This window comes from Aminobacter sp. P4_H6_2 (assembly GCF_056400805.1).
Window position 1 is genome coordinate 1 of the sequence record NZ_JBFUKO010000111.1, and the last position, 11,709, is coordinate 11,709.

Below are 11,709 nucleotides of genomic sequence, written 5' to 3' on the forward strand. Positions count from 1 at the left end.
GCCAATAGACCGCCTTCGCCACCCGTCGAGATGATCTTGTCCTGGCAGAAAGAGAAGGCTGCGATATCTCCGAAGCTTCCCACCGGCCGGCCCGAAATTTCGGCCCCGTGCGCCTGGGCGCAATCTTCGATCACCACAATGCCATGTTGGCGGGCAAGGCGGGTGATCGCTTCCATGTCCGCGGGCCAACCCGCGAGATGGACCACGATGATAGCGCGGGTGCGTGGGGTCAGCACCGCGACGATCGTCTCTGCTGTAATGGCCTGGCTTGAAGGATCAACGTCGGCGAAGACCGGCACGCCGCCGGCCATGGGTACGCACGACGCGGAGGCAACAAAACTCCGCGGTGTGACGACGACCTCATCATCCGGCTGCAAACCGATTGCCTGCAGAGCAATGTCGAGTGCAACTGTCCCGTTGGTAACGGCGATTGCGTGGCTGCGGCCAAGCAGCGCCGCATAAGTTTCCTCAAATGCACGCACTCTGGAGCCCGTCCAGGCGTTCACCTTGCCCGAACGGAGCACTTTGAGCACGTCCTCGATTTGCTGCTCGTCGTATTGGGGCCATGTTTTGGGGGAAGGCCCGAATCGTTCAGGAGTGCGCTGCGGCCAAGGGTTCATGACGGGCCTCCTGGGGCGTTTGATCGGAAAAAACGACGTCGCGGATCAATACAAAGGCTTCCGCCGACGGCCTGTGCACTGTGGCGCCGCGCAGCGTGGCAAGCGCGTGTAGCGCTTCCGTGGAGCGCTCATGCGGGAAGGCCCGGATTTGCGAACCGTACATCCGCATGGCCTCCAGCTTCAGTTCCAAAGTCTGGCTGATGTCGACAAAGACATTGGGAACGAAACCCGGCGACAAATAGGGCGCGTTCCAATTTGTCTCGGACAAGGTTTCGTAGGCCAGGATCGTTCCTGGATATTTCGTCTGGTTCGGCCGCGCGGCGACCATGGCCGAAAGAAAAGTCAATTGATGGTCGATGTGGATGTCGCCGGCGAATGGAACGAACAAAGTCGTGGGTTCCACCTGCTTGATGAGTTCTCTCAATGCGGCATTTCGAATCACATGAGATGTTTCGCCCAGCCGCGCCGCTGGTAGGTCCAGCCAAAAGGTTTTTTCCACACCAAGAATGGCGTGAGCTTGTACCGCTTCCGAACGAACTTGGGTGGTTTCGGCGGCAGAGTAGTCTGGCGACTGTCCCGTGGTAACCACAGCTACGAAGACTTCATGACCGGCCTTGGCAAGCCGCGCGATTGTGCCGCCGACGCCCAATGTTTCGTCATCAGGATGCGGGGCGATAACCAAGGTGCGTCCAAAATTATCCACCCAAGTCATTCATTGCTCCTACGCGAGAATGCAAATATTGGGCATTTTGTTTTGATGAGGGACGGGGCTGAAGCAGGATGGTCCCATTCTAAAGCTTGGGCGGTATCCTCATTCAATTCGACGTGATTGCAAAGAAGCTCGACGCGCAATTGAGTCAGGCAATGCCTCAGCTATAGGGGATTTTGCGCAGTTGCATCCCTCGTTGGGGTAGGCAGCAACGTTTGCAGATTCGCCTGCCTGGAGAAACGCAGAGGATGAACGTCGGGCCGTCACGCAGGTTCGCCGAGCTTAGAATGAAGGCGGGGCCTCAAAGCGACATCATCCATTCGCCACGCTGTGACGTGCACGCACCCGCCATCGCCACACCGAACGGCGAAGCCTTCCGGAGTGTGGGCCTGAACTTGACCGGGCAGGCCAATGAAGCGATGCGAGTCCGGAAAGAAAGTGGCCCGGTCGATGATGAGCCGGCGCGATAGGCAGGTGGTGAAGGCTCCCGGATATGGCTCGCCGACTGCGCGGATCAGACGAAGGACCGCTTCGGTCGGCTGCTTCCAGTCGATCCGTCCGTCCTCCGCAGTTCTCTTAGCGCAATAGGTCGCTTTGCCATGATCCTGCTCGGTCCGCGGAGGATTGCCGGCGCGCACGAGTTCTATTGCTGTTTGCAGCATGCGGGCCATCGAACCAATCTGCTTGAGATAGAGCGTGCGGGCCGTTTCATCGTCTTCAACCGCGATTGTTTCCTGGAGCAAGATCGGGCCGGAATCAACGCCGTCGTCGAGCCAGAATAGCGACGCGGCGGTCGTGGTTTCGCCAAGTAGGATGGTCCACGGGRTAACCGCGCGGCCACGCAGGCGCGGTAATGGTCCGGGGTGAAATCCGATATTGCCCAACCGCGCAACAGTCCGGAAAGCGTCGCGACAAATTTGGGACCATCCGATCACCAGCACGAGATCAGTGTCGAAAGCCATCAGTGTTTCGATGGTCGCGCGGTCGTTTATATCTAGCGTATATTCGACCCTGCTGCCGGCTTTKCGAGCCAAGGGAGCGATATCGACGAAATCCGAATGCCGATTTGCCGCCTCCGTCGGCAAAGTTATTACCAGACCCGGAGCCGTGCCGGCCCGAGCCAAAGCGTCGAGAGCGACGGCAGRTGATTGAACGGTACCGACGAACGCGATGTTCATTGGGCGTCCCCGTTGATGAGATGACCGTCTCCGACAACTTCTCCTCCCGAACGCGATGCAAGATGAGCCTGGGCGGATCGAAGCGCCGCTGCGCGAATATTTTCGCCACGCAGAATTACGGTCGCGGTCAAAAGCAATATCCGCGCATCAAGCGATCTCGACCGGTAGTCGACATACCAGATATCGAGAGCGAGCTTCTCGAGATCGGCAAGACGGGTGTTGCCATTGACTTGGGCCCAGCCAGTCAGGCCCGGCCGCACGGAGTTCCTGACAGGCCCCAAGGTACCAAAAGCGGCCACAGTAGAGGGCAGAAGTGGGCGTGGGCCGACGAAATTCATCTCTCCTCGTAGAATTGCCACCAACTGTGGGATTTCATCGAGCCGCAGACGGCGTACAAGGCGGGTGAGGGCGATCTCGCGCTCGCTGTCAGGCAAGAGCCGTCCGTCGCCATCGCGCCGATCGCGCATTGTCCGAAATTTTACAACGGTAAATGGACGGCCGCCCAGGCCACTCCGCTGCTGACGGAACAGCAGCGGCCGCCCAAGCGAGCACCAGATGAGCACGGCGGTCAGCGCTGCAGGAAGCGCCGCCAGCAGCAAGGCGAAGAGAGCGACGACGTTTTGCCCGCCAATCGATGCGGAAAACGCTCGACGGTAGGCCAGTCGACTCCATGGCCCGCGCTCCTCTTGCGAATGCATTCCACCGCCCGCCCTGGGCGATTCGGGATTGAGCGCATGTCTCATTGCGCCAAACTTGACGCAGAAACAGTGGGCGAGACAGCCACCGCTTTGCCCTCCAGGTCGTGCATGCGGACGACAAGCACGTCACCGGGAAATAGCAGCGTGTCCGGCCGCGCCTGATGGTCAGTTGGTCTCCCATCCGTGTTGCGTCGGATGATGAAATCGAGGGTCACTTCCTTGTTTCTTGCCAACTCTTCAGCTGTCAAGGTCGAGATCAGCACGAGTTGCTCTTCGGTGCCGCGTCGCGATGAGAGAAACTTGACCAAATCGGCGCTGTGCTTTTCAAGCTCGAGAAGCGCTTCCAGATTGCGGATCTTGGCCAGATCCGCCAGCTTGCTTTGCAGTTCACCAATTCCGCGACGGGCCTCCGAGAGATCGGCAAGTATCTGGAGCTGGCGGGCCTCCTCCATAGATGTCTGGCGCATGAGGTTGGAAACATCGGTCAACGTTTTTATGCCGCGCGCTCGCAGGTCTTGCGCGCGCTTCAGGTCTGCGCGGCTCAACTCGATGTTCCCCGCTGCATTCTCAGAAAGTTCCTGGAGCAGGCCAAATCCGCGTTTCGCTTCGGCCAACTGTTCAGTCAAAACCGTTGTTTGCGAGGTGAAGCTGTCAATCCCGGCTGTCAGGATGCGCTTCTGGACTTCGCGGATGGATTCAGCCACAGGCCCCTTGACGTAGGTACGCGCCCGCTCCGGGACGTCTTCATCGAGAATCTTCGCTCGGCCGGCGAGTTGGGCAGTCACGCGCGCGCTTGCTAAGGCCTCGCGAATGATGTCCGCTTCGACGGTGTCGAGCTCTTGACGCAAACGTGCACTGGCGAGAACGGGATTCTCGGTCGTGGTCGCCTGAATCTGCCCTCCCGCCAGGCCGAGCGCCGTTTCGACAGTCAGCTGTGGCTGGAAAGGATATGAGCCAGGCTGGCGGACGTCGCCGATCACGAAAACTGGGCGGTAGGCCGCTACCGACACGCTGAGCTTTGGTACGATGAAAATCCGCTTGGCGACGTAGCTGCGTTCCAGTTCCTTGACTGTATCTGACAAGGTGAGCCCGCTCACTTGCACAGCTCCAATCAAGGGCGCCTGGATTGCACCGTCTGGTGCGATGGGCAAGTCGACTGGAATCTCGTCGTCATCCAGGATATCGAATTTTATCGTGTCTCCCGGCGCAAGCAGGTAACTGGTCATTGCTGATGGCTCGGCGCCCGAACTGGAAGCGATCGGCCCCCCCAACAACAAGGCTACTCCTGCCCCAACAATGCAACTTAACTTATGCAACGTTCTTGAGATCGACATACCAATCCTCCGATCTTCAGACTTGAAACGCGCTAAACAAGGCAACTGGAAACATTCTGCGTTGTGTGAAACAGTCGCTGTTGGACGAACGCCACGTTTAGGGGCCGATATCCTTGCGAGCTGTCACGTGCGGCCGGCGCCCGTAATGAAGGTCGTTACCCGATGGGGCAGCGAGTTGCTTCTTCCTCCTTCCACGCGCCTAGGGAACGGCGCAGGATTGCTGTGGTTTGCAGCTACACCGTTTCGTTGGTGAATTTCCGGTTCCACCTGCTCAAAACGATGGTGGAACGAGGCCATGAGGTTGTTGCCTACGGCCCCGAACTGCACCTTCCTACCGTCGATGCGCTGGCCGCGATTGGCGTGTCTTTTGTGCAGATCCCGATGGCGCGGACGGGTCTCAACCCGCTGCAGGATGTGCGGACGCTGATGGCCCTGTGGCGGGAGTTGCGGACATATTCCCCCGACGTTATTCTTTGCTACACAATGAAGCCGATCATCTATGGCCTGATGGCGGCACGCTTCGCCGGCGTCAAACAACGGCACGCCTTGATCACCGGACTCGGTTACATTTTCAGCGACGCCGACAGACCGCGCCTGTCGTGGATCCGACGGATCGCCACCTGGATGTACAGGTTCGCCCTGCACGGCGGCGGCAAGGTGTTCGTCTACAATGACGCCGATGCGGCCGACATTCGCAACGGTCGGATGGTCGCTGATTTCGGGCGGATAGTTTCCGTGCCGGGCTCGGGTGTGGACTTGGGCCGCTTCGTGCCTAGTGACGTGCCCTCCGGCGCCCCCGTCTTCTTGATCGTAGCGCGTTTGTTGCGCGAAAAGGGATTTTGCGAATTCGCCGAAGCCGCCAAAGCGCTGCGTCAGGTGAACGCGCAAGCGCGATTTCAGATCCTTGGGCCCTTGGATCCAAGCCCGCTCGCGATTTCGAAAGCCGAGGTGGACCGCTGGGCAACCGAGGCGGGGATCGAGTATCTCGGGGAAACCACCGATGTCCGGCCCTATCTTGCTGCCTGCAGCGTTTTTGTCCTGCCGTCTTTCTACCGCGAGGGCATACCGCGCAGCATTCTGGAGGCGATGGCGACAGGCCGCGCCATCATCACCACCGACATGCCCGGCTGCCGCGATACGGTGGTGGATGGAGAAAACGGCGTCATCGTTCCTCCGCGCGATGCCAATGCTCTTGCAGCGGCGATGAAGCGTCTCATAGATGATCCCGCGCTGGCTCGGCGCATGGGACAGCGATCCCTCGAGATGGCGCATGATCGCTTCGACGTGCATGCTGTGAACCGGCTGCTTCTCACTGAGATGGAACTTTGAACGCCGGTCAGGGTCGGGCGGAGCCGGCTCTTCGCGTGCCGCCACATTTGAGTTCAGCCGCCGAGACCGGTAAAAACCGTGCGGTCCGGTCATCATGGTCGTTTCTGCTGGTGGCCAAGAACCAGCCCCTCGATCTCGGATCCACTGCCGGCGCGGGCTCGCACGGTGAAGGCGCCCTCCCACCCAAGTTCGAACAGTGTCGCGTCATGACGCGAACCTTTCGACCGAGCGATCAGCACCTGGGAGCGGGGCCCGCGGCAATAGGATCGGATGTTCGATATGGCGTGGCGTATGTGCTCGACAGGGAAATAATTCAGATTGAGGATGTTGGCAGCGCGGATGAAGTCGAATCTGCCGATGAAGCTTGGCGTTGGAGCGAAGATGTCGTTCTCTACGAGTTCAATATTCCTGTCCGCCAGGTCCCGGGATTCCATCCGGACGGCAACGCTACATCCTTCGGCGATCATGCGCCGCAGCCGACTGCGCAGTGCCGCGCGCGTAAAAAGCCGCAGCGCGGCCATCAGCGTGAAATAGTCCAACCTTCGGATCCACGCCCGTATCGGCCGTCCGGCCACATCATATTGCAGCGGCCAGCCGTCGGCATCCGCGAGCACGCGAAATCCTGGCGCGATCTCCATGAGATGAGCTTCGACGAAGAGGTCCGTACAGGTCACCTCAGCGCAAGCCCCGGCTGCGCGCAGAAAGTCCATGAGTTCGATGGTCGTCAGGCCCGTCGAAGCGCCGACATCGAGCACCTGCCGGAAGACCGCTGCCCGTTCCGCCAGCGCCGGCCCGATTTCTGTCTCCAATGCAGCGAAGCGGGAAGGCTGCGTTAACTTGAACGTACCGTTGCGCATCTTGAGATTGGAGAAGAACTGGGATTCGACAACGGGGTCGGCTTGCCGCCTTTCGACCAGAAAGAATTGCCTGGCCGTCAGGGTCATTTGCCAAACTCCGCTTTTCCCAGACTGGCGCTGCAGTCGCGGCGATCCAGGAATTCGTCGTAACGATGTGCGATCTGCGCCAGCGAGAACCGGTTCTCGATCCGCCGGCGCGCCGCGATCGAAAGTGCTGCATAGTCTTGGTGTCCCAGGTCGGTCATTCGGCGCATTGCCTCGGCAAGGGCCTGCGCGTTGCGCGGCGGAACGACCGCTCCTGTGTCGCCGACGACCAGGGCAGCGTCGCCGACATTGGTGGTCACCACCGGCTTTCCGTGGCTCATCGCCTCGGCGACCACGTTCGGAAAGCCTTCGGTGCGCGATGAGAGAACCAGGACATCGATGCCATGATAGAAGGCCGCCATGTCGTCAACCTGGTCGCAAAGCTCGATCGCGGCCTCGGGCAACCCGGCCGCCGCCATCATGTTTCGTATCTCCGCATTGTCATGGGCAACGCCAGCACCGGCTGCGACGAACTTGACATCAGGCCGCCGCGCTAACAGCAAAGCTGCTGCGCGAAAGAATGTTTCGTAGTCCTTTTGTGGATGGAACCGTGCCGCGATGCCGAAGACATGCGGTGTCCGTGTCGGGATGCCGTTTGACCGATCCTCGACGATATCGAAGCCGTTCGGGATCACTTCGACATTGCAGTTTTTGAACCCGAAGCGGCGGTGCAGCTCCAATGATCGATGGGAATTGTAGATGATGCCCTCAGGCAGCCGCGCAAGATGCTTGCATAAACGCAGTGCGATCCTTGTGTTCCGGGATAGTGCGGCCGGGTCGTCAAGCGACTGGCGAACGTTCCAGAACAAAGGCGCTGAATGCGAAGACAGTCGTTGCGCCAACACTCCCGCGATCGAGGCGTGATACATCCAGCAGAGGATTGCACTTGGCTTTTCGCGAGAGATGAGCCGCGCCAGATGAAAGAGTCCTGTCGCCGCCCTAGCGTTGGAATCCATTCGCAACCGTTCGAAACGCGCACCACTGCCTGCCAGCAACTGGTTGCGCTCAGAGACGTCGATTAGCGAGACTACGAGCGAACTTTCTCGCGAAGTGCGCACCAGTCGCGAAAGCATCGTTTCGGCCCCAGCATTCGCCACATAGTTGGTGATCACGTGCATGACCATTCCGCGATGCAACCTCGTCTTATGCAACTCGACGAATGTGGGCGAGGTTAGTCGAATGCGGGGTTTTTAGGAGGATGAAAACCCTGACAGCCTGGGAAGAAATCCTGTCAAATCGGTTTGCAACTTGCCATTTTGGTCCTGTCAGGTTAATTTAGGGGTTTCTAAAATATCGCAAAAGAAATCTCGTAAAAGTAAGTTAAGCAAGGCCGAGATGCATCCTCAGGTTGCACGTTAGCGCCTGTCAATGTTGGTGGGGTAGATATGTTCGGATTGGATGCGGACGATGGCAAAGGTCCGGGTAGAGGTGAAAGCGTCCGCAATCCGAAACGAACTCGTGACGGGGTGCCATGGTCTGAAGATTGCGTTTTTCATGGCACGTCGTCGTCGCCGAAGGTGATACCCGCAAAGCCAGAGACGGGAATAGACACGCCGCCCCTCGGTCGGCCACGGTATCGAAGTTCGACGTTTGGAACGTTGTGGGAACGGCCAAGCGTTCAAGCGACGAATGAACACTTAAGTGGGCACGAGGTAGACGCGAGCGCCGTTCGTATGATCAATGAGGACTTCACTGCGTCGGAGGTGGACGTAGTTCAGCACGCCGTGCGGCAGGAACGTCGGCGGATCGCGCGGGACCTCCACGACCATGCCGGGCAATACCTCGTTGGCATAACACTTCGGTTGGCCGCTCTGGAGCAAACCATCGCCGATACATCCACGAGGCGCGCTTTCGTGGATCTTCGTCAACTGCTAAGCCGGTTCGGCAATGAGCTCAGAGCTATTGCGGCAGGTGAGCGCCGAGGTGTCCCCATGGGTTCCCGGTTGGCTGCGGCGCTCGGGGCGCTGACTGCTCAGTGGGAGCACGACACGGGCATAACCATCCGCTTCCACGCTGAGCGAACGCATGGAACCAAACCGGACCTTGCGACCACCGAAACAATATTCCGTGTCGCGGAAGAAGCGCTCACCAACATCGCCAAGCACGCAACGAATGCCTCACAGGTCGTGGTGCGGCTGGAATACGGGCCGGGACTGGTCAGGCTCGTGATTGAGGACAATGGGCCGGGCCTCAACGCTCGTGAGGACCAAAATGGACGGCTAGGCCGCCGGGGCGGCATCGTCAATATGCAGGAGCGATTGGCGGAGAGGGGAGGGCAGTTGGTGATCTGCTGTCCTCCGTCGGGCGGTATGCACCTTACAGCGACTGTTCCAGTCAAAACGCACTGAAACTCGCAAAGGAGACTGTGCCCGTGAATCCGATCCGCACTGTTCTCGTCGATGATCATCCGGTGGTAGTCGCCGGTGCGCGTGCGCTGATCGAAGCGTCAGACGATATCGTTTGCGTCGGCGAAGCCTACAATGGAGCCGACGCACTAGCCCGAATCGAGGAGACCGCCCCCGATGTGGTCGTGCTTGACGTTCAGCTTCCAGATATGAGCGGTCTCGTTCTCACCGAACAGCTGATCGCCAAAGGATACCGCGGGCACATCGTGATCATGACGCTTTTTGAGGATCGCAGCTATGTGGAGCTCGCTCTTCAAGCCGGCGCGAAAGGCTTCGTTCAAAAACGCTCAGGGGGTCAGAACCTGTTGCTCGCGATCAGATCGGCGACCGTTGGCGGATTGTATCTCGATCCGCCTACCGCTTGCCAGATGCTGACCCCGCCCGAGCCCGAAGCGGCTCATCGCATGTCTGGTGGCGGGTCGGAACTGACGACGCGCGAGGAAGAAGTGCTGCGCCTGATCGCGCTGGGCTACTCCAACAAGGAAATCGCCTACCGCGTCGCTGTCAGCGTCAAATCCGTGGAGACCTACAAGGCACGGGCTACCGAGAAGCTGAAATTGCATTCGCGCGCGCAGATCGTCCATTTCGCCGTGACACATGGATGGATGACGGCGGCTTGATGGCGGCAGGCCCTTCGTGGCGTCACTCCGCTGCGATCGGTCCCCGCATCCTTCCAAGGCCGGCGTCGTAGGGCGCTAACGATCCCGAGCCTATTCCAGAGTAGGCGAAGCCGAATCTGTTCACATCTTCGGCGGTATAGATGTTGCGGAGATCGACAAGCACCGGTTCGGCGACCAGCGTTTGTAGGCGCACGAAATCCAGCGCCCGGAATTGCTCCCATTCGGTCAGGATGCAGATCGCACTGGCGTTCTCGGCAGCTTCGTACGGACTTGCGTGGAAGGACACGTCCGACCACAGCTCCTTGGCATGCTCCATGCCTTTGGGATCGTATGCCTGGATGCGAGCACCTGCATCCTGCAGCGCCTGGATGATCGAGATCGAAGGCGCTTCGCGCATGTCGTCGGTATTCGGTTTGAAGGTAAGGCCGAAGACGGCGATCGTCTTGCCGCGCACGCTGCCCCTTGCAGCCTGGATGATGCGGCGAGCCATCGCGCGCTTGCGGGCGTCATTGACAGCGATCGTGGTTTCGACGAGGCGCATTGGACTGTCATGGTCCTGGGCTGTCTTGGCCAGTGCAACCGTATCCTTTGGAAAACACGATCCGCCAAAACCTGGTCCTGCATGAAGGAACTTGGATCCGATGCGGTTGTCGGCACCTACACCCGCCGCCACTTCCTGTACGTCGGCGCCCACTTTTTCGCAGAGATCGGCGATCTCGTTCATGAAGGTGATCTTCATGGCCAGGAACGCATTCGAAGCATATTTGATCAGCTCGGCCGATCGACGCGATGTGAACTGGATGGGCGATTTGTTGAGGAACAGCGGCCTGTAGATTTCCGCCATTGCCGCGCGCGCATAGTCATCGGCCGCCCCGACAACGATTCTGTCGGGGTGTTTGAAATCCTGGATGGCGGCCCCTTCGCGCAAGAACTCCGGATTGGAAACGACGGAAAATTCCGCGCTCGGGTTTTCCTCGCGGATGATCCGCTCGACCTCATCCGCCGTGCCGACTGGCACGGTCGATTTGGTGACGATGACCATCTTCTTCGTGAGCGCACGCGCGATCTCGCGCGCAGCCTGATAGACGTAGCACAGGTCGGCATGGCCATCTCCGCGCCTGGCAGGTGTGCCCACGGCGATGAAGACGACGTCCGCATCCACCAATGGGGTAGCCAGGTTGGTCGTGAAAGAAAGGCGGCCATCGCGAACATTGTGAGCGATGAAGGATTCCAGGCCTGGTTCGAAGATCGGAACCTGACCGCATTCCAGCTCGGCGATCTTGGACACGTCCTTGTCGACGCACGTCACCGTATGGCCGAATTGGGCGAAGCACGCACCGGAAACCAGTCCGACATAGCCGGAACCAACAATGACTACCTTCACATGATCTCTCCTCAAGCAGTGAAGATCGGGATGAAGATTCCAACAAGTCTTCATCTGACCGCCAGATCGCGTCGCTGGCCGAAAGAGCCCGCGCGACACAAGGCTCGCCATGCCGAGAGCGATGATCACGCAGGACATCTTGATGTGTCAGGTCAGGGAAACATGTACGGCCTGCGGTTTATCGGACGCTTGGTTTTCGTCTATGCCGCGGCATGCTCGGTTTTGGGCGCGCCGGCCTCTACAGCTGGCGGTGCGGTCCGCGTTCGCTGTCGGACATGCGTGATCGAGGCGCTGTGGAGGCAGACATTGCGGAGCGCGATCCGCTGGGCGGCCCGAAGTCATCAGATTGAGACCGAAACTGGACACGAGTCGCGCCCCGCAGTTGGGTCAATCCCAAYCCAAAACACAAGAACACGGGAGCGGTCCAGTATCGTGCGTACATGTGCGGATTGAACATCGCGATTGTCAGAAACACGACCACTGTCGTTGCC

The 11,709-nt window shown here is 59.4% G+C and carries 11 protein-coding genes and 1 pseudogene; 3 read left to right on the forward strand and 9 right to left on the reverse strand.

Translation table 11 applies throughout. The annotated features are described in order from the left end of the window. The 5 genes from AC1DUU_RS11260 to AC1DUU_RS11280 all read right to left on the reverse strand — a co-directional run. The coding region (locus tag AC1DUU_RS11260; protein WP_476783502.1) for a DegT/DnrJ/EryC1/StrS family aminotransferase at positions 1-620 on the reverse strand (620 nt) is incomplete at its 3' end. Beyond that, positions 592-1,332, reverse strand: coding sequence for a PIG-L deacetylase family protein (locus AC1DUU_RS11265; protein ID WP_476783503.1), 741 nt, complete (start codon positions 1,330-1,332; stop codon positions 592-594). The genes AC1DUU_RS11260 and AC1DUU_RS11265, both read right to left, overlap by 29 nt. Positions 1,333-1,592: 260 nt before the next feature. Beyond that, a complete protein-coding gene (locus tag AC1DUU_RS11270) occupies positions 1,593-2,507 on the reverse strand; it encodes a methionyl-tRNA formyltransferase (RefSeq protein ID WP_476783504.1) in 915 nt (304 codons plus the stop codon). Next, positions 2,504-3,205, reverse strand: coding sequence for a sugar transferase (locus AC1DUU_RS11275; protein WP_476783505.1), 702 nt, complete (start codon positions 3,203-3,205; stop codon positions 2,504-2,506). Before AC1DUU_RS11275 ends, AC1DUU_RS11270 begins: the two co-directional genes overlap by 4 nt. A 41-nt stretch (positions 3,206-3,246) precedes the next feature. After that, on the reverse strand, positions 3,247-4,431 hold the full coding sequence (locus tag AC1DUU_RS11280; RefSeq protein ID WP_476783506.1) for a polysaccharide biosynthesis/export family protein: 1,185 nt from the start codon (positions 4,429-4,431) through the stop codon (positions 3,247-3,249). 330 nt (positions 4,432-4,761) lie between these two features. On the opposite strand from AC1DUU_RS11280, the gene AC1DUU_RS11285 reads away from it, so the two are divergent. Then, entirely contained in the window at positions 4,762-5,868 is a 1,107-nt protein-coding gene (locus AC1DUU_RS11285) for a glycosyltransferase family 4 protein (protein WP_476783507.1), read from the forward strand. A gap of 92 nt (positions 5,869-5,960) precedes the next feature. Here AC1DUU_RS11285 and AC1DUU_RS11290 read toward each other — a convergent pair whose 3' ends face one another. Continuing rightward, the gene (locus tag AC1DUU_RS11290) at positions 5,961-6,812 is read right to left on the reverse strand and encodes an ATP-binding protein (RefSeq protein WP_476783508.1); all 852 of its coding nucleotides are present in this window, start codon (positions 6,810-6,812) and stop codon (positions 5,961-5,963) included. Next, the gene (locus AC1DUU_RS11295) at positions 6,809-7,933 is read right to left on the reverse strand and encodes a glycosyltransferase (protein WP_476783509.1); all 1,125 of its coding nucleotides are present in this window, start codon (positions 7,931-7,933) and stop codon (positions 6,809-6,811) included. The genes AC1DUU_RS11290 and AC1DUU_RS11295 overlap by 4 nt, the downstream gene beginning before the upstream one ends. 549 nt (positions 7,934-8,482) lie before the next feature. Between AC1DUU_RS11295 and AC1DUU_RS11300 the strand changes: the two genes are divergently transcribed. After that, complete coding sequence (locus AC1DUU_RS11300; protein WP_476783510.1) at positions 8,483-9,157, forward strand: sensor histidine kinase; 675 nt, start codon at positions 8,483-8,485, stop codon at positions 9,155-9,157. A 23-nt stretch (positions 9,158-9,180) separates the two neighbouring features. After that, on the forward strand, positions 9,181-9,834 hold the full coding sequence (locus tag AC1DUU_RS11305) for a response regulator (protein WP_476783511.1): 654 nt from the start codon (positions 9,181-9,183) through the stop codon (positions 9,832-9,834). Positions 9,835-9,856: 22 nt separating this feature from the next. Here AC1DUU_RS11305 and AC1DUU_RS11310 read toward each other — a convergent pair whose 3' ends face one another. Both AC1DUU_RS11310 and AC1DUU_RS11315 read right to left on the reverse strand, forming a co-directional pair. Continuing rightward, the gene (locus AC1DUU_RS11310) at positions 9,857-11,218 is read right to left on the reverse strand and encodes a UDP-glucose dehydrogenase family protein (RefSeq protein ID WP_476783512.1); all 1,362 of its coding nucleotides are present in this window, start codon (positions 11,216-11,218) and stop codon (positions 9,857-9,859) included. 352 nt (positions 11,219-11,570) lie between these two features. Further along, positions 11,571-11,709: pseudogene (locus AC1DUU_RS11315) on the reverse strand (O-antigen ligase family protein); the annotation flags it as partial.

Coding starts and splice junctions, on each gene's coding strand:
- AC1DUU_RS11265 (WP_476783503.1), bottom strand. CDS start 1,332: ATGACTTGGGTGGATAATTTTGGACGCACCTTGGTTATCGCCCCGCAT.
- AC1DUU_RS11275 (WP_476783505.1), bottom strand. CDS start 3,205: ATGCATTCGCAAGAGGAGCGCGGGCCATGGAGTCGACTGGCCTACCGT.
- AC1DUU_RS11280 (WP_476783506.1), bottom strand. CDS start 4,431: ATGACCAGTTACCTGCTTGCGCCGGGAGACACGATAAAATTCGATATC.
- AC1DUU_RS11290 (WP_476783508.1), bottom strand. CDS start 6,812: ATGACCCTGACGGCCAGGCAATTCTTTCTGGTCGAAAGGCGGCAAGCC.
- AC1DUU_RS11295 (WP_476783509.1), bottom strand. CDS start 7,933: ATGGTCATGCACGTGATCACCAACTATGTGGCGAATGCTGGGGCCGAA.
- AC1DUU_RS11300 (WP_476783510.1), top strand. CDS start 8,483: ATGATCAATGAGGACTTCACTGCGTCGGAGGTGGACGTAGTTCAGCAC.